The sequence below is a fragment of the Marinobacter sp. V032 genome, from assembly GCF_052645435.1.
Genome location: NZ_JBQXYE010000001.1, coordinates 1,594,724 through 1,612,525 on the forward strand (window position 1 = coordinate 1,594,724; position 17,802 = coordinate 1,612,525).

The window sequence follows — 17,802 nt, forward strand, 5'->3', positions numbered from 1 at the left end:
GTGACGGGGGCGGCAGGTACGGTGGGACGCGCCTGTAAGGGCTCGTTAGTAAAGGGGAAATGCTGTGAAGTAGACGTGGGTAGAGCGTGGTTCAGCCGAGCGTTGCATCCAGAAACATCATCACGGAAAAACCGCCCAGCAGTGAAAATGTGGCCAGGGTTTTGTTCCGGTTGTTATGGGTTTCAGGAATGATTTCGTCACTGATAATAAACAGCATGGCGCCGGCTGCGAAACCCAGCGTCCACGGCATGATAGGCTCCGCCAGCCACACCATGGCGGCTCCGAATATCCCGCCGATGGGCTCGACCAGCCCTGTCAGTACGGCAATCGAAAAGGCCTGCAGTCGGCTGTACTGAATGCCAAGTAGTGATACGGCAACAGCCAGACCTTCCGGAATGTTCTGAAGACCAATGCCTATCGCCAGCGCAATACCGTTCCCCGTATTACCGCCGCCAAAGCCGACACCGACCGCCATGCCTTCGGGAAAGTTATGAAGCGTGATCGCAACGATAAATAGCCAGATCCGGCGGATATGCGCACCTTCAGGACCTTCACGTCCGAGCATGAAGTGTTCGTGGGGCAGGCGTTGATGAATGATATACAGGGTCACTGCGCCCATTGATAGTCCGGCAATGACGATAAGGGCAGCAATCCAGGTATGACCGGTCAGGGCTTCCCCGTACTCAATTCCCGGTAATAGCAATGAGAAAAATGAAGCGGCCAGCATCACGCCCGCGGCGGCGCTCAGCAGTGCATCCTGCAGCCGGATCGACAGCGTACGCACCAGGAATACGCCCAGAGCGCCAAGGCTGGTTCCCATACCGGCCAGAAAGCTGGCAATCGATCCCTGCCAGACAATATTGAGTCCTTCGAACATTGGCTACCTGCTGGTTGCGCCGCTGTGGCCATCGGTCGCGGAAAAGCAACCATGCTTACACAGAGGCCTATGTGGGTGCCAGTGTCCATTTGGCCAAGCTTTGAACCGATATTCATGGAAAGTGAATTGAGTCCGTCAATTAGACAATGGGTATAAGAGCAGGGATTGTGAAAGCCAACTATGCTGAGTAATCTTGAAAACGCATTCCTAAAAATCACAACAACAAAATCAACAGGGAAAGGAGTCAGTCTTATGCCATTACCTTTGTCTCGTGTTACCCGCTCTGCACCGCTTTGGCTGTCATCGCTCTTGCTTGCCGGCCTGATTCTACCCGGCTCTGCGACCGCAGCTGACTGCAAGAACCGCGGCCAGTTAGCCGAAATATACTGTGATGCTGATGGCGACCTGGTTGCCGATACCCCGACTAATAGTGCCGATCAGATTGACCCTGATACGTTGGTATTCGCCTATACACCGGTTGAGGATCCTGCGATCTACGCTGATATCTGGAAGCCTTTCATCAAGCACCTCAGTGACGTAACCGGCAAGGACGTGCGCTTCTTCGCTGTGCAATCCAACTCTGCCGAAATTGAAGCCATGCGCAGTAATCGCATCCATATCGCCGGCTACTCGACGGGCCCCACACCGTTTGCGGTTAATCTGGGCGGCGCGGTGCCTTTTGCGATCATGGGATCGGATGATGGCTCGTTTGGTTACAAGCTCCAGTTGTATACCCGCAAAGACAGCGGCATCGACACGATGGAAGATTTGAAAGGCAAGCGGGTAGCGCATACCTCGCCGACATCGAATTCCGGCAACCAGGCACCTCGCGCGCTGTTCCCCAAAGAGGGCATCGTGCCGGGCGATGATTACGAAGTGGTGTATTCCGGCTCCCACGATCAGTCGATGCTGGGCGTAGTGGCAGGCGATTACGATGCCGCACCGGTGGCGTCAGAGGTCGTTGACCGGATGGCCCAGCGTGATCTGTTTGATCCGGAAGAGGTCAAGATCATTTATGAGTCGAAGTCTTTCCCGACAACGTCGTACACCTACTCGCACAGCCTGAAGCCGGAACTGGCCGAGAAGATCAAGGAAGCCTTTTTCAGCTTCAACATGAAAGGCACGGCTCTGGGTGAAGAGTTCAAGGGCGTCACCAAGTTTGTGCCGATCACGTACAAGGACGACTGGGAAATCATCCGTGATATCCAGCAAGCCAACGGCGTGACTTACACCAAGGAAAACCTCAAGTAAGCCCCACCTTCTATCTATCCGGCACCGCTGCGCTGCGACTCCCTGTGGCGCAGCGGCAGTGTTTCGAACCAGAGACAGCAGTATGCTAAAAATCAGTAACCTCGTTAAACGGTATGGCAACGGAGAGCCGGTGCTCCGTGATCTGAATCTTGAAGTGCCCGACGAATCCGTGGTGTCGATAATTGGCGCTTCCGGAGCCGGTAAGAGCACCTTGCTGCGTTGCATCAACCGGCTGGTCGAACCGACGTCCGGCAGCATTGAGTTGAATGGCGTTGAACTCACAGGGCTCAGGCACAATGACCTGCGCCATGCGCGGCGCCATATCGGCATGATTTTTCAGGGCTTCAATCTGGTTGATCGCCTCACGGTAATGGAAAACGTCCAGTGCGGCCGGCTCGGCTATATCCCGTATTGGCGTGCCGCACTGCGCCGTTATCCCGCAGAAGATATTGATCGCGCGTTTCACCTGATGGAGCGGGTTGGCATTGCTCACTATGCCGACAAGCGCGCAGATGAGCTTTCCGGTGGCGAGCGCCAGCGAGTAGGGGTGGTGCGGGCCTTGATGCAGGAGCCGGAAATCCTGCTGGCGGATGAACCCACGGCCTCGCTGGATCCCGTCAGTTCACGGCAGATTATGGAGTTGCTCCAGAATCTTGCTGCCGAGTTCAAACTGCCCGTGTTGATCAATATTCACAACGTCAATGAAGCCAAAGAGTTTACCCAGCGAATTGTGGGTATGCGCTTTGGACGGCTGATTTTTGATGGCACGCCTGCTGATCTTGATGAACAAGCCATGGGTGAGGTCTACAGTGGCACCCAGTCGGAAGAGCAGGGCGAGGGTAAAACACCGTCGCAACCGGTGGTGTCATGAGCGACAGCGCCGTTCATCGTGCCTGGCGCAAGCCGCCGTTTATTCGCAACCCGATCGTTCGCTGGGTGATGCTGGTCGCCTGTGTCGGCTATGCCGTGTGGGCGCTCTATACCCTGCCATTCGACTGGGATCGCGTCGCTCAGGGGATGGAGCGTGCAGCCCGCATATTCTCCGGCGCTTTTCCGCCCAATTTTTCCCGCAGTGAGCTGCTGATCGATGGCTTTCTGGAAAGCCTGAAAATTGCCATCGTCTCGACTTTGCTGGGAGTGTTACTGAGCGTCCCGATCGCGTTTATGGCGGCACGCAACATTGCAGCGAAGCCGGTGTACCTGCTGGGCCGGGGCCTGATCATTTTTGCCCGCAGCTTTCACCCGGTCATCGTCGCGATCCTCTTTGTGAAGGCCGTGGGGTTCGGCCCGGTGGCGGGCATACTGACGCTGACGCTTTACTCGATAGGCTTTGTGGCCAAGATGCTGGCCGAGCGCATCGAGGAAATCGACATGGGGCAACTTGAGGCCTTGAGAAGTACCGGCACAGGCCACCTTGCCATGCTTCAGTACGCTGTGCTGCCGCAAATCATGCCGCGTCAGATCGGCCTGGCGATGTATCAGCTTGACAGTAACCTGCGCGCGTCGGCGGTCGTCGGCATTGTGGGTGCCGGTGGTATCGGCTCAACCCTGATGAACGCATTTGGCCGTTATGACTACGACTTTGCACTTGCCATTACCATCGTGATTATCGCGGCGATTCTTGTCAGCGAAGCGGTAAGTGGCCGTATTCGGAGAAATATCTGGTGACTCAATCTGTAGCCGATCGCGCCTGGACGCGATATAGCCCCCGACAGCGCTGGATCCGTTTCGCCAGCATGGCCGCAGTGGCGCTGGCGGTGTTCTGGTCGGTGGCCACCATCGATATCATCTGGCCCTGGGTGTGGGATGCCCCGGTGCAGATTGCGGACCTGCTCAGCCGTATGGTGCCGCCGGATTTTTCCAGCATTCATGCCATCGTGTGGGCGCTCATTGAAACGGTAAACATCGCAACCATCGCCACAGTGCTGGCGGTCGTGGTGTCATTACCGGTCGCCTACATTTCAGCGCAGAATACGACACCCAATAAGGCCACGCTGTGGCTGGGGCGTTTTATTCTGGTCTCGAGCCGCTCGGTGAATACCCTGATCTGGGCATTGCTGTTTGTGGCGATATTTGGCCCGGGCGTCGTGGCTGGCATTGTCGCGATCATGTTCCGGTCGGTCGGTTTTCTGGGCAAGCTGATAGGTGAAGCGATTGAAGAGATTGATCGCAAGCCCGTCGAAGCACTGGAAGCGACTGGCGCATCTCACGCAAAAGTCATCCTCTACGCCATTGTGCCGCAGGTCGTGCCGGCGTTTTTTGCGGTGAGCGTTTTGCGTTGGGATATCAACCTGCGGGAATCCACAGTGCTTGGCCTGGTCGGTGCGGGCGGCATCGGGGTGATTCTGCAGGGCGCTATCGATACGCTTGACTGGCGTACCGTGGCGACGGTACTGATCGCGATTGTGGTGCTGGTCATTGTGGGTGAGGCCATCTCGGCCTGGTTGCGCAAGAAGGTCATTTAGCCCGTTCCCGGGCACTGATGGATCGTAACCAACCTGTTTGATAGAGGGCGCCCGCACACTGTTTGAACTGGCGCTTGTCTTAACGCGTTGCGTTCTGGATTGCGGCCAGATACTCGTCCATTTCCTCCTCGCTGGCGAAAACTTCCAGATCCGGCAGCACCTTTACGATTTCAAATACCTTCCTGACGCCTTCTGACATTCGGGACACGCTCACCTTGCCGCCGTGCTTTTTCACCCGCTTCAGGGTTTTGAAAATGACGCGCAAACCGGCGGAACTGATGAAATCGACGCCGCCCATATCAAACGCCACGGATTGTGTCTGGTCCGTCATGGCCTGGTTCAGGGCGGCTTCAAGTTCGGGTGTTGTCTGGCTGTCGAGGGAACCGGTCAGGGACACCTTGATGGCTGTCGGGCCGGGCGATTGAATGTCGATAGTAAGCGGCACGTGTCTTGTCCTTTTTATGTTTGGGGAAGGTAACGGGTCAGTTCCAGGATATTAAGGTTGTCCTGGCGCTGGTAATGCTGAGAATCGGTGAGCTCCCGCATAAGCAGCAGGCCGAGGCCGCCGATTGGGCGGTCTTCGATGTTCGGAAAGTCGGTATCGATATCATTCTGTAGAGGGTTGAATGCAAGCCCGTTATCGATGATGCGTAGCTGCAGCGCGTCATCTTGAATATCCAGCTCAAGCCGCACCTCTATCGCCTGCTCATCAATGACGCCATAACTGAAAATGTTCGCCAGCTGTTCATCCAGCACAACCTTGAGATCGCTTTGAATATCAGCGGCGGGACCGGTGAGATGGCGGTCCAGCCAGTTCATGGCATTGGGCAATTCCGTTTCGGCTGTTATCTGCATTCTGGGCGTCAATTCTGTCATAAGCGTTTCAGTGCCAGCACCGTGATGTCGTCAGATTGATCTGCATCTGCGGCAAACCGGGTTACCGCATCCAGCAATCCCCGGACTGACTCGTTACTGTCAGGGGAGCCAATCGCCGCCAGAGAAGCCAGCATACGGTCTTCGCCAAATTCCTCTCGATTCGGGCTAAAGGCTTCGGTGACCCCGTCAGTGTAGAGGATCAGAGAGCAACCGACAGGAAGTGATGCCTGGCAGCATGGAAAGTCGATATCTTCATGAATGCCCATTGGAGGGCCGTTCTCCATCTCCAGCAGTTGTGCCTGGTGTTCACTGACCAGCACGGGAGGGCTGTGACCGGCTGACGACATTTCGATAGCGCCGGTGTCGGTGTCGACAATCAGGCACAGTAAGGTGACAAACATGCAGCTCTCGTTGTCGAGTGCCAGATGCTGATTGAGCTCATGCATCAGGTGTTGCAATGAATGCCCCTGACCGTAAAGCAGCTTCATCAATGAAACAGTACGCGCCATAAACAAAGCGGCAGGAACGCCCTTGTCCGAAACATCGCCCACTGTGACCAGTAGCTTGCCATCCGGGAGCTCGGCTATATCAAACAGATCGCCGCCCACGGCGCGAGCGGGCCGGAGTGTAGCGGCCATGTCCCAGTTGCGGAGCTGTCGATTCAGTTCTCCATCGCCGGGCACCATACTCATCTGGATTTCCCGGGCGATCTCCAGCTCACTTTCAAGGCGCTCTTTGGCGGCTGTGGTTTGCTTGAGCTCTTCTATGTGCTGGCGCAAAGACGTGCGCATTGAACGAAAGGCGCGGGTCAGTTCGCCGACTTCATCGCGACGCTTGGCATCCGGCAAATGAAAATCGAAGTTACCCTCCGATACGTGACCGACTGCTGTACGCAATGCTCTGATTGGGCCGGATACTGATCTGGCGATCAACCAGGTCAACGGCAACGACAGTGCAATGATTGCGATGGCCGTCCATAAGGCATCGTGCCACGCAAGGTAGGAACTACCCAGAATCTCGCGGCTGGGGGCCGCAATGGTCAGGCGTGGCTGAAGCTGGTCGGTCAGCGGCAACACGACGGTGTTCTCCATCCAGCCCTCAGGCGGCTCTATTGGATTCTCGCCATCGAGGCTGAGCATCACCGGAATGTCCAACTCATCGACCTGGGCAATCCGGGACTGGTTTTCCCGGGTTGTCACCACCATCTTTGAGCCGTCGCTGTAGGCCATTGCGGTGCCGTTTGGAAGATAGAGTACAGAGTGGGCGCTGGGAGAAATGCTCAGGCTGTTGAGTGTGCCCGAAAGGGATTCAAGTGTGATATCCGAGGCGACAACTGCCTTGCCGTCTTCGGTCTGTCGGGCGACGGTCAACCCCGGTTGGCGGAAGAAGAAAAACGCATAGGGCTCGGTCATGACAATCTCATCTGTTGCCATCGCGGCCGTGAACCAGGGACGGGTGCGCGGATCATAAACCATCGGGTCCAGGCGTCGTTCCTCAATAACGATCTGATCATCGTTCAGGAATTGCCGTGTCATCAATGCGTTGCCGTTGTCGGCTTGCACCAGGTGGTCGGCGATGTAGACCGTTCCGGCGGGCGCCTCGAAGACGGTGCGAAGTTTTTCTGAAGCCGCGGCCCGTACAATGAAGTAATCACCGTTGTCGTAGCCAATGGAGATGGCGACGGTTTCCGGTTGCCTCTGCAAAGCACTTATAAATACCGGAAGTGTGTTCTTCCGCGCAGCTAATGACGGGTTGCTGGTTTGAGGGGCTCGAGACAGTACGCTGGTCAGCTCCTGTACAGGCCGATATGTTTTCTGGAACGCCAGAGTGATTTTGGTGGCAGCCTGATCAAACAACGTGTGGGCGGTATCCATCACGAGGGATTCAGTTTTGGATTGATAAAACCCGGTCAGCATGGCTCCCATCACAATAGCCAGCAACGCAAAACTCCCCGCAATACGCAGATGGAGCGGTAGTGACAGTCTGGGGTGAAAAGCGATGATGGAATACCTCGTTGAACGCTAGGGAGCCGCCAGTCCGGCTTATTGTACTGCTCTACGGGCCTATAGTGCGGCGCTGTTTAAATGTAAAGCAATGGCAAAAGTGTAAGCGATGGTGACGGTACGCACGATGCTTATCGATCCAGGGGCCAGGCGAAAACGGGGCAGCCATTTTGATTGCACAAAAAGAGGGTTTTCGTAAAGTCGCTGAATGTTCTCAACAAATCGTGCACCATTTACGTGCAGTTACGGACTGCAACCAATTTGCAACGGAGAGATGGCCTGCTTCAGCCTACTTTTTGACCAAAGACTTCTCCTGCGAAGCCTTATTCACAACAACAAATCACCGTACCGGTTGATCGCAAATGGCTACCGGAGCGGTTCTTCAGGAAGAGGACAAGTAGATGAGCGCCCCCGTTGATGATCTGGAACAGCGTGTTCAGGATGCCAGCGACGAACTGATGGAAATTATGCCAGCCGCCATTACGCTGGCTATGATGTTTCGCCACAGGAAAATGTCGTCCTGGTTTCGCACAGAATTCGAAGGATACGACGAAGGAGCGGCACTGCCGGATTTTCGTCGTGATGTGGTGGGCCATATTGTTGCCAAGTCCCCTCAGTACGGCTGGATCCCGGCGCCGGTGAATGACAAACAGAAGCTCGAGCACGGCCATCGCGATCTGCCTGACGGCGTCAAAACGCTGGAGCGGTTCTGCATGAAATGCAAGAAAGGCAGTGGGCAGCAAATCGCCTTTCCACCGGATCAGATGCTGGCGCTACAGGCGCAAATCAACCTGAGTGCGGAACTGGCGATCACGGTTAGCCGGGAATCTTATGTCGACGTGCTACGGGTTATCCGATCGGCCATTTACCTTTGGACTCGCGAACTGGTGGCCTTGGGCTTTTCAGGCGAGCATAACTCGTTCAATGATTCGGAAAGGGCAAGAGCCGCGCACCTGGACGACCCTGAACGTTTCTGGCGAGAAGCCATGACAGAGGCGCCGTCGTTGCCCATACCGGGCGTACGCACCTCGGGATTTCTGGAGCGGGTATTTGGTCGCGCCAGTTGATCGTTTAATGGCGGCTTCCTGGAAAAGGGAAGTCGCCCGGTTTGGTTTTATCCCGAAAGCATGCAAGTAGAAAAAAATAAAAAGCCGGAAGCTCTAGTGTCGGTAAGGTGAGAGTCAAAAGCGCCCGGAATGGGCAAGCGGTTTAATTTAATGAGCCTGATCGATAAGACATCTTCTGTTTGATACGGATGGTCACCTGCGTGCCGCCGCCGGGACCTGATTTTATTTTCAGTTTACCCTGCAATTCCTGCGTTACCCACTGGTAGACCAGATGCATGCCCAGCCCGGTATGGCCTTTACCACGACCTGAAGTGACAAACGGATCAAAGATCTGCTTCTGGATGTCCAGATCAATACCCCGTCCGTTGTCTTTTACCTGGATGATCAAATCATTGCCTTCAAGGGGTCTGGCCTTGATCCAGATTTTGCCTGTGCCTTCGAGACCGATGCCGTGCAGCGCTGCGTTGTCAATCAAGTTTTGTAGCACTTGGGAAATGATGCCAGGATAGGACTCCAGTACCAATGTTTTCGGTATTTGCGTGATGATCTGGATATTGGTTTTCTCCAGTCGCGGTTGGAGAGAAAGGACCAGATCTTCAACTTGTTCAAATAGGTAAAATCGCTGAACAGATTCGTTTGCCCGATCAATTGCAAGGCGCCTGAAACTCTTTATTAATTCAATGATTCGTTCAACGTTGTGCTCCGCAAGCCTAAGCCCCTCTCGATAGCGCTCCATGAACCCATCGAAGTGTTCTTTGGTGATACCTCGGGCAACTTCAAGCTGGAGCTGAGCTTGATTAGCTTTGAGGCTGTTGATGCTCATAAGCGCACCACCAGCAGGAGTATTAAGTTCATGCGCTACGCCAGCCACCATCATTCCCAGCGAAGAAAGTTTTCTGGCTTCGATCAGCTCGTATTGCAGAGCTTCAGAGCGTTTTTTTGAGGCAAGTAAATCATCGCAGGCCATCAGCAACTCGGCCTTTTCGGATGCCAGGGCCTGACTGAGTCGTCTTTCTCTGCGTCGGGCTCTTTCCATTCGCCACGCAATTATGGCACCGAAAATCAACAAAGCAGCGCATAACAACAGAATCGTGAGCCTTGTCGTGAACTGAATATGGTTTGCCGTATCGGCGTGGGTGGTCGTAAGACTATAGAGATGACCTCCCGGTGACGTCGAAAGGGCTATGGGCACAACACTATATGACCAGATCTTGGCGTCTGCGATAGCGGCATGGCCGGCAGACTGTCGCTGAAGTAATTGCCAGACTTCCGGATAATATTCGCTGATTCTTAGTTCCGGCTTGTCCCGATGTCGGCCCCATTGCAGCCTGCGATTATGGTTGATTAGCCAGTAACCACGTTCGTCTATGAGCTGATAGTTAATCCCTTGGGGACTGATCTGGCGTAAAGTGTTGAGTAAGGATTCCAGGCTATAATTGACCACAAGCACGCCAAGGTGAAGGCCCTCGCTCTTACCTGTTTTGATAGCCGCACGAAATGTGGGCTGGAAGGGTTCGACAATGACGTTGTTTTCGATATTAAGATCTATCGGTGAAACATAGACGTGCCCCTCAGGCATTTTGAGCGCTTCAGTGAAGTAATAACGGTCGGCCTTAACCTGAAGTTCATCCGTTGGCACAATGACAGGGGACCCTGCTGATACATTGATGCGAGCGCGTTCATTTCCATCCGCGTCGAGCCAGCGGATCTGGGAAATGAGTGGCGACAGCTTTGAAAAATAGGAAAACTCCTGGCCGAGACGCTCCAGATCCAGAGCGTTTGCTTGGTCGAGCGCTGCGCGTACGTCAGGGTTGAGTTTTAATAGTCTGGGGATCCGCGTGAGATAACCGAGCTCACGTACAAGTGTACCATTCGCTTCTTTGATGACCATCTGTTGGCTGGTCCGATAGGGCGAAAGACGGAGATCCAGTAATTTTTGGTAAGCAAGTATCGACGAGAGAATTACAATACAGGCAAATGGCACCCACACCGGATAAAAAGTTTCGAACCGGGCCCTGTGTGCGTTAAACCTGCTGAGCAGGCTGGTTTGTGCGTCAACCGCCATTTTTGTCTCTCCGGACATTAGCTGGACAAATTATTAGCCGCCCATTCAATCGCCTCGGCCACAGGCATAGGCCGTGCGAAGTAGTAACCCTGTCCTGTCTCGCAGCCTTTAGCTTGCAGGCTTTCCATTTGAGCTTTTGTTTCTATCCCCTCAGCAACCACTTCAAGTTCGAACCGCCGGCTTAATCGCAAAATAAGCTCAACAACTTCTTCACCTCTAGGCTCGTTCATGCCGCTGATGAAGCTACGATCGATTTTTAGTGTTGTCGCCGCAAGACGTGTGACGTATTCAAGTGATGAATAACCAGTACCGAAGTCATCAATGCTAACCTTTGAACCTTTATCTATAAGGTTCAGCAGTCCACGGCGGATGTCAGAAAATTCCTGCATAGCCTGGGTTTCAGTAATTTCGAGATCAAGTTGCGACGGCGATAAATTGTGTAATGCGATAATCGAAAGTACCTGGTCAAAATAGCCGGGTTTTGCCAGCTCTGTCCCGGACGCATTAAATGATACCGGCAATCTGAACCCTGCATTTTCCAGCGCCTTCGCCGCGACACAGGTAGCATGAAGTACTTGCCTCCCCAAGGTTTCAATAAGGCCCGAGGTTTCGGCGACATGAATGAAGTCCGCAGGCAAGATTATCCTGCCATCGGGATGTTGCCACCGCACAAGCGCTTCGAAGCCAACAATCCGTGTGTCACGTAATCGCACTTTAGGTTGAAGCAAGATAAATAGTTGTTGTTCATTCAGGGCTACGCGGAGCTCATTGAGCAGTTGATAGCTCTGGGTAATTTGTTCCTGGAGTTCAGGTTTGTACTCAATAAAAAATTTACCTGTGTGGAAAGCGTGATTCAGGTGCCCCTCCGCCAGTGATAGCAACTGAGTAGGTTGAAGGTTCGAAGCAGCCCCCAGCGTTACCACCGCAAAGCTTGCAAGCACTGTGTGCTGGCCCGAGTCGATGGTCAGTGGATTGTCGAACATGGCGTGCAGGCTGGGTTGGCTGAGGTCTTCACTTCCAGTCAGCAACATAGCGAAGCCACCACGTTCGTGACGCGCTATAAAGCTGCCGGGGAACTGTTCTTTAAGCCTGTCCAACATGCCCCGGAGGAGCTGATTGAGGAAGTCTTCGCCCAGCGAAAAAATGATGTCCTGAAGCTGCACAAGCGTCGTAATGAGAAGTCGACAGCGGATATCGGGTCGCAGTGTGTAACGCTTGAGTTCCACCAAAAGCTTGCTGCGATTCGCGCAACCGAGAGCCAGATCCGTGTAAGCAGTTTCTGATAGTCGGTTTAACAGGGAAACGTTGGCAAACCCTGTTGCCACCTGCTCGGTAAAAACACTGAGCAGATTCCAGTCGGTCTGTTTGGCATCGGTTCTGGCCCGCTCGAGGACTATAAAGTACTCGACGTCGTTTATATCCGGATTTGCAAAGTAGAACAGGTGATAGCTCTGGTCACTGATATGGGACTTTTGTTCTGCCGCCCGTGCAATCAGCGGCAATGGCAGCAGGGGCTCCGCTTCAGCCAGTGTCTGTCCCATGGTTGGCTGCAAGGAACCCGACGCTGCGATGATAACGGCGCCATCCAGATTTGATAGTTTGCTGCGATGGAGACAAACAATACCATCGGTTGTACCGGCCAGAGAGCCCAGGTGTTGGAGCGCAGTGCGAGTCAGCTCGGTCAGGTACCTCTTATAGGTGATTGCCTGGCATGCATTTACCAGCTGCTCCAGCCCGCTGCGTGCTTCTTCAAGCTCGGCCGCCTTGCGCCACGACCGTAGATTGCCGGAAAGCATTGAGATCAGATGGTCATGTGTGAGTTCGGTCTTGTTCCAGTAGTCGTCGATATCGAACGCTTCCATAACATCGAGACGCGGTGCCATTCCTGGCTGTCCCGTCACCAGCACGATACGAGTCAATTGGTTGTCCAGAGTTTCCCGAATGGTATTCACCAGGCGGAGCCCGGCATCATCCGTTTCCATTACAACGTCCAGTAAAGCCACGGCAATATCGGGCGTGTCCCTCATAATGCGTGAGGCTTTTGTCGCCGAGTCGGTTGTGATTAACGTCACCGGGCGGCCCAGAATCCTGACGTTGTTCAGGGCAAATGCCAGCGATTGCTGATAATGCGGGTTGTCGTCAACACTCAAAACTTTCCAGTGCAACTGAATATCAGGAGGGGGCGTTTTATGTTTGCTGGAGCGGTCATCGAGCTCGAACGCGAAGAGATTCCTGTTTTCCATGTATACAAGCCTCCATTTCCCTTAAAGGCTTAGTAAGCGCTGGACGGCAGATTACAAGCCAAGCGCTTGAGTACAGACGATGTATACAACTTAGATGAGGATGTTGATGCTGTCATATGCATTTAGCACATTGTTATTGTCAGCTACCAAAACAGGCTTTATGCGCGATGACAACGGCATCGCAGCCTTCTTCCGGCTGGGTTCCAGTGCGCTTAGTTAGTCCCTGGCATTATCGTCCAGAGTGCGGTGGGGGCGTCTTACCAGTTCACCTCCGCAATTCGGGCAAACCGATGCCATTTCGGTACGGCATTTATCACAAAACGTGCATTCGTATGAGCAGATATGTGCCGGGTCCATTGGCCTGAGTAGCGTCTGGCAACGCTCGCATTCGGGTTTCATCTCCAGCATTGTGGACTCCTGAGAGAATGGTTTAGTGCGCCTTCACTTTCTGCTTGCCGCAACGTTCACAACGGTAAACCGTGACCAGCTCGCCTTGTTTAACATCAAACTTTTTCTCGGTGCACACCACCCATTTGTGAATATCGTGCTGACAGAGTCCTTTTCGTGGTGCCTTTTTGGTTGGCCTTTTGAAAGGCAGGATATCCGCCATAGTGGTACGTGCCCCGGAGCTCTTGTGGATAGTAATCGTTATATCAACTGTTTCCTGACGGATCTAGCGGAATCAGGTTCGCCGCCACGACAGCAACAGGTTACTATCGCGATCAATTAATCCTTCCGCTTAGAGGCATTATGGCCCGTTTTGATCTAATCGGCACCGCGACGATTCCCGGCAAGGGGACGCAGTTGCGATTGCTGCAGCGCAATGATGAATTCTCGATCAAGATTGCCGGCAGCACCGGTGAGCTGATGAACAGCCGCCTGCACGGCTCCGAGGATGCGTTGGCGACACTGGCGTGTGAGCGGATTGCTGATCAGCCCGCGCCGAAGGTCCTGATTGGTGGGCTGGGCATGGGGTTCACCCTTGCCGCCGCGCTTGGTGCGCTGGGTGACGATGCGGAAGTCACCGTTGCCGAGCTGGTGCCCGAGGTTGTCGAGTGGAATCGCGGGCCACTTGGTTCAGCGGCTGGCTATCCATTGTCGGATCCCCGTGCCCGGGTGCATGTGGGAGATGTGGGACAGCTGCTGCAAGAGCAAACCGGCGTTTACGATGCAATTCTGCTGGATGTCGATAACGGCCCCGAGGGCCTGACGCGAAAAGAGAACGACTGGATTTATTCAGTGGCCGGCATTGAAGCGGCGCACGCAGCGCTAACTCCAGAGGGTATATTGGCGTATTGGTCTGCGGGTCAGGCGCCGGAGTTTACCGAGCGTCTTCGCCGGGCCGGCCTGGCCGCTGAGGCCGTGACGGTGAGGGCCCATAAGCCTGGCAAGGGCGCGCGCCATGTGATCTGGCTGGCCTGGTAAATTAGCGCCTGGATTCTGGGGGATTCCTGTGACTGATACTGCACCACTGATTTGGGGGCTTGTGTTTGGCTCGATCGGCATCGGCTATTTTGTCTACGGTCGGCGCCAGGATCATATTGTCGCGCGCTATGCCGGCCTGACGTTGATATTGTTTCCCTACGCGGTGTCTGACTCGCTTCTGATGGTGGTGATCGGTGTATCGCTGATGCTGCTGCCCCGGTTTGTGCGGCTTTAGAGCCGGGCCTGATTAATCGAAGGTTCGGGTTTCGCCATGCTGCATGACGATAAAACAGTCCTGATCCAGTGCCCAATCATTGAGTGCTTGCCGGAGGCGACGGGGCGGTTCGTCCATCGCCTCATCTGTCAGCACAAACGTGCCCCAGTGCATGGCGACAGACTGTCGGGCGCCAATATCCTGATGGATACGGACCGCTTCTTCCGGGTCCACATGGACAGGCGACATGAACCAGCGCGGGTTGTAGGCTCCGATGGGTAACAGTGCCAAATCAATCGGAGCGAACAGCTCGCCAAACTGGCCAAAGATGTTGCCGTAGCCGGTATCGCCAGCGAAATAGAGTCGGTAGCCGTCTATTTCCAGCAACCAGCTACACCACAGGGATTTGTTGCCATCGTGCGCGCCCCTGCCCGAGAAGTGCTGTGTGGGCAGGCAAAAGACTTCTTCGGTGTCCGACAGTTTCTCCGCTTGCCACCAGCCCAACTCGACAACGTTGTGTATGCCCCGCTTTGCGAACCAGCTTTTCAAGCCCATCGGCACGCAAAAACGCAGGGCATCGCCAAACCGTTTGTGGAGCTGGCGGACGACCTCTTCATCCAGGTGGTCGTAATGATTATGGGAAATCAGCACAAGGTGGATATCGGGCATCTGACTGACCGTCAGCGCGGGCGGAGTGTAGCGCTTGGGGCCGACAAACCGGAACGGACTGGCTCGTTCCGATAACACGGGATCAGTCAGCACGTTGATACCGCGAAACTGGAACAGAAAGGAGGCATGACCCAGCCAGGTGAGTTGGGGGGCGTCAGTTGGCTGATTGAGTGTAGCGGAATCCGGTTTGATCAGTGGGTAGCGCTTCCCCGGTGGAAACCGTTTGCCCGGCGCCAGTTGCCACTTCAGAAAGTCGCCAAAACCGTGTGTTTTTACACGTTCAATGTTGCGGTAACGGCCTTTGTGTATATGGGGGCAGGCTGCCAGTGCAGCGAGCCGGTCACGATCGATTGCCGTCATTCTTCAACACTCTCTTCAGCTTTGATGGGCTCTGACTGCCGTATCGCTTCGAGCGCCAGCTTCCATCTGACGCTGCATCTTTCGAACGTGCTGAAGCAGTCCGGAGACATTCTCGGCCAGATACTCCGGATCAAAACCGGCCGCTTCTTTGAGGCCGGCGATGTCGAGCAGTTGAACCGATCCATTGGTTGCGCTTATGAGGTGTTCCTCCTTGAGAGCCTTGAAGGTTCTGTTCACGTGCACGGCGCTCAAGCCAAGGGCGTCAGCCAGCAGGGTTTGTGACAGGGGAAGCTTTAATGGGTTATCGATATCGACGTTGGTTTTGTAAAGCCGTGTCGAGATTTCCAGCAGAAAATGCGCAAGTTTCTGGCGGGCCGAGCGGCGCCCGAGATTTACCAGACGCTCAAGTAGAATCGCCTGATCGACTGATGTAATGATGAAGAAAATAGTAGAAAGCAATAAAGATTCTGAAAAAACCTCTGTCAGCCGGGTTTTCGGAAATGCACAAAGCTGGGCGTCGGTCAGCAGGTAAAGGCCGGTAATCTGTTTCTCGAACGCCAGTTCCCTGAGTCCGATAACATCGCCTGGGATATAGATGTCGAGAACCTGCCGACTGCCATCTTCCATGTCCCGGTAGGTATAGGCCCACCCGCTGCTGAGCGTATAAAAGTGATCGGCAACGTCACCCGGTTTCCAGATGTGGGCGTTCTTCGGGTAGGTTTCGGGGCTTTCTTCAAGCGTGTCGAGTAGCCGTTTATCGTTGTCTGTTAGCGGTGAGTAGTGTTCGAAATGTTTGATAATACAACTGGTGGTCACGGTGCCCCCTGACTGCAGGTGTTAGCGATTTGAGGCTATTCTGGTCCTTGCGACAGGTGCAGCCAGAAACCGCCTGGCAATCGCCAGTGCTCGCTGTCGCGCTCAACGCAGAACTAATATTTTCGTTAGCTTCCTCTTTCCTCAACAAAAATGCAAAGTGGTGTTGGGGCTCCGATCAGCGCGCCCCGAACCCGCCAGTCACTGCTACAGGGATGTGGAAGACAAGATGTCGTTATTCGAGATTATCGCGATCCTGCTGAGCCTCTCGGCCTTTTTCAGTTATATCAATGCCCGCTATATTGGCTTGCCCACCAGTATCGCCGTCATGGCATTTTCGCTGGTATTTTCTCTGGTGTTGATCGGGCTCAATCAACTCGGAATGACCGGCTTGGCGGACTGGGCAGAACAGTTGGTAGGGGGCGCCGATCTTGGTCAGACACTGCTGAATGGTCTTTTGAGCTTTCTGCTGTTTGCCGGTGCTCTTCATGTGAATCTTGAGGAACTCGCAGACCAGAAATGGCTGGTCGCGTTGCTGGCCACCTTCGGTGTTGTGCTCACAACCTTTCTGGTGGGCGGGGCGATGTGGTATGTGCTGGAGTGGCTGGGCATTCCATTGCCCTTTATCTATTGCCTTCTGTTTGGTGCGGTGATCGCGCCAACTGATCCGGTTGCGGTGATGGCCATTCTCAAGTCGGTCGATGCACCGGAGAGCCTTACAACCAAAATCGCCGGCGAATCCCTGTTTAACGATGGTGTTGCCGTAGTGATGTTCATTGCCATTCTCGGCATTGCATCAGGTGAGCGTGAGGCCACGTTTGCAAGCATTGGTGAACTTTTTCTGCAGGAGGCAGTGGGTGGCCTGGTGCTTGGCTTCCTGTTGGGATTGCTGGGTTATCACATGCTCAAGCACCTGGATAATTATCAGGTTGAAGTCCTCATTACCGTGGCGCTGGTGGCGGGTGGCTATGCGCTTGCGAGTCGGTTGCACATGTCCGGTCCGCTTGCAGTGGTGGTCGCAGGTTTGATGATCGGCAATCAGGGGCGTGCGTTTGCCATGTCAAAGAAGACGGAGCAGCAGCTCGATACCTTCTGGGAAATGGTCGACGAACTGTTGAACGCGGTACTGTTTCTGTTGATTGGTCTTGAACTGCTGATTGTCACATTCGAACTCCCTGTGCTCTGGGCCGGACTTGCCGCCATTCCGCTTGGGCTGTTGGCGCGGCTGGTAGCGGTGGGCGTGCCGGTGATGGGATTGAAGCCCTTCAGGGAATTCAAACCCAATCCGATAAAAGCACTGACCTGGGGTGGTCTGAAAGGTGGCATTTCGGTGGCGCTTGCCCTCTCCCTGCCGGTGGGGCCGGAGCGTGATCTGATTCTGCCGATGGCTTACGTGGTCGTGGTGTTTTCAATACTGGTACAGGGCCTGACGATCAAGAAAGTCCTCGGAGCTGAGGGCTGACACCTTTGTCGG

At 54.4% G+C, this 17,802-nt stretch carries 17 protein-coding genes; 8 read left to right on the forward strand and 9 right to left on the reverse strand.

What is annotated here, in order from left to right:
* Window positions 1-91: 91 nt before the first annotated feature.
* Complete coding sequence (locus ACUN9X_RS07315; RefSeq protein ID WP_260036237.1) at window positions 92-877, reverse strand: ZIP family metal transporter; 786 nt, start codon at window positions 875-877, stop codon at window positions 92-94.
* Between the two features lie 252 nt (window positions 878-1,129).
* Here ACUN9X_RS07315 and phnD point away from each other — a divergent pair, with 252 nt between their 5' ends.
* From phnD to phnE (ACUN9X_RS07335), 4 genes are all read left to right on the forward strand, one after another.
* Window positions 1,130-2,128 carry a phosphate/phosphite/phosphonate ABC transporter substrate-binding protein gene (gene phnD, locus ACUN9X_RS07320; RefSeq protein WP_260036235.1) on the forward strand — a complete coding sequence of 333 codons (999 nt, stop codon included), beginning with the start codon at window positions 1,130-1,132 and terminating at the stop codon, window positions 2,126-2,128.
* An 82-nt stretch (window positions 2,129-2,210) separates the two neighbouring features.
* Window positions 2,211-2,999 (forward strand): phosphonate ABC transporter ATP-binding protein, encoded by a 789-nt coding sequence (phnC, locus tag ACUN9X_RS07325; protein WP_260036233.1) that lies wholly within the window; start codon window positions 2,211-2,213, stop codon window positions 2,997-2,999.
* Window positions 2,996-3,796, forward strand: a complete 801-nt coding sequence (gene phnE / locus ACUN9X_RS07330) for a phosphonate ABC transporter, permease protein PhnE (protein WP_260036232.1) — start codon at window positions 2,996-2,998, stop codon at window positions 3,794-3,796. The genes phnC and phnE (ACUN9X_RS07330) overlap by 4 nt, the downstream gene beginning before the upstream one ends.
* Window positions 3,793-4,593, forward strand: a complete 801-nt coding sequence (gene phnE / locus ACUN9X_RS07335; protein WP_445472649.1) for a phosphonate ABC transporter, permease protein PhnE — start codon at window positions 3,793-3,795, stop codon at window positions 4,591-4,593. Before phnE (ACUN9X_RS07330) ends, phnE (ACUN9X_RS07335) begins: the two co-directional genes overlap by 4 nt.
* Before the next feature lie 79 nt (window positions 4,594-4,672).
* On the opposite strand, the gene ACUN9X_RS07340 is transcribed toward phnE (ACUN9X_RS07335), so the two are convergent.
* Genes ACUN9X_RS07340 through ACUN9X_RS07350 form a run of 3 tightly spaced genes read right to left on the reverse strand, consistent with a single transcriptional unit; the run spans window position 4,673 to window position 7,409 of the window.
* Window positions 4,673-5,038, reverse strand: a complete 366-nt coding sequence (locus tag ACUN9X_RS07340) for an STAS domain-containing protein (RefSeq protein WP_260036229.1) — start codon at window positions 5,036-5,038, stop codon at window positions 4,673-4,675.
* 14 nt (window positions 5,039-5,052) lie between these two features.
* Window positions 5,053-5,469, reverse strand: a complete 417-nt coding sequence (locus ACUN9X_RS07345; RefSeq protein WP_445472650.1) for an ATP-binding protein — start codon at window positions 5,467-5,469, stop codon at window positions 5,053-5,055.
* The gene (locus ACUN9X_RS07350; RefSeq protein WP_445472651.1) at window positions 5,466-7,409 is read right to left on the reverse strand and encodes a SpoIIE family protein phosphatase; all 1,944 of its coding nucleotides are present in this window, start codon (window positions 7,407-7,409) and stop codon (window positions 5,466-5,468) included. Before ACUN9X_RS07350 ends, ACUN9X_RS07345 begins: the two co-directional genes overlap by 4 nt.
* 464 nt (window positions 7,410-7,873) lie before the next feature.
* Between ACUN9X_RS07350 and ACUN9X_RS07355 the strand changes: the two genes are divergently transcribed.
* Complete coding sequence (locus ACUN9X_RS07355; RefSeq protein WP_445472652.1) at window positions 7,874-8,539, forward strand: AbiTii domain-containing protein; 666 nt, start codon at window positions 7,874-7,876, stop codon at window positions 8,537-8,539.
* 142 nt (window positions 8,540-8,681) lie between these two features.
* On the opposite strand, the gene ACUN9X_RS07360 is transcribed toward ACUN9X_RS07355, so the two are convergent.
* The 3 genes from ACUN9X_RS07360 to ACUN9X_RS07370 form a co-directional block, all read right to left on the reverse strand.
* Entirely contained in the window at window positions 8,682-10,604 is a 1,923-nt protein-coding gene (locus ACUN9X_RS07360) for a sensor histidine kinase (RefSeq protein WP_260036224.1), read from the reverse strand.
* 17 nt (window positions 10,605-10,621) lie between these two features.
* A complete protein-coding gene (locus ACUN9X_RS07365) occupies window positions 10,622-12,847 on the reverse strand; it encodes a putative bifunctional diguanylate cyclase/phosphodiesterase (RefSeq protein ID WP_445472653.1) in 2,226 nt (741 codons plus the stop codon).
* A gap of 216 nt (window positions 12,848-13,063) precedes the next feature.
* Window positions 13,064-13,255, reverse strand: a complete 192-nt coding sequence (locus tag ACUN9X_RS07370; RefSeq protein WP_445472654.1) for a DUF1272 domain-containing protein — start codon at window positions 13,253-13,255, stop codon at window positions 13,064-13,066.
* A 342-nt stretch (window positions 13,256-13,597) separates the two neighbouring features.
* On the opposite strand from ACUN9X_RS07370, the gene ACUN9X_RS07375 reads away from it, so the two are divergent.
* Both ACUN9X_RS07375 and ACUN9X_RS07380 read left to right on the forward strand, forming a co-directional pair.
* Window positions 13,598-14,272 (forward strand): spermidine synthase, encoded by a 675-nt coding sequence (locus ACUN9X_RS07375; protein WP_260036220.1) that lies wholly within the window; start codon window positions 13,598-13,600, stop codon window positions 14,270-14,272.
* Window positions 14,273-14,300: 28 nt separating this feature from the next.
* Complete coding sequence (locus ACUN9X_RS07380) at window positions 14,301-14,507, forward strand: hypothetical protein (protein ID WP_260036218.1); 207 nt, start codon at window positions 14,301-14,303, stop codon at window positions 14,505-14,507.
* Window positions 14,508-14,519: 12 nt separating this feature from the next.
* Here the strand turns inward: ACUN9X_RS07380 and ACUN9X_RS07385 are convergent, their stop codons facing one another.
* Both ACUN9X_RS07385 and ACUN9X_RS07390 read right to left on the reverse strand, forming a co-directional pair.
* The gene (locus tag ACUN9X_RS07385; protein WP_445472655.1) at window positions 14,520-15,515 is read right to left on the reverse strand and encodes an MBL fold metallo-hydrolase; all 996 of its coding nucleotides are present in this window, start codon (window positions 15,513-15,515) and stop codon (window positions 14,520-14,522) included.
* A 15-nt stretch (window positions 15,516-15,530) separates the two neighbouring features.
* Complete coding sequence (locus ACUN9X_RS07390) at window positions 15,531-16,331, reverse strand: Crp/Fnr family transcriptional regulator (RefSeq protein WP_445472656.1); 801 nt, start codon at window positions 16,329-16,331, stop codon at window positions 15,531-15,533.
* Window positions 16,332-16,557: 226 nt separating this feature from the next.
* Between ACUN9X_RS07390 and ACUN9X_RS07395 the strand changes: the two genes are divergently transcribed.
* A complete protein-coding gene (locus ACUN9X_RS07395) occupies window positions 16,558-17,790 on the forward strand; it encodes a cation:proton antiporter (RefSeq protein ID WP_260036214.1) in 1,233 nt (410 codons plus the stop codon).
* The last annotated feature ends 12 nt before the right edge of the window (window positions 17,791-17,802 follow it).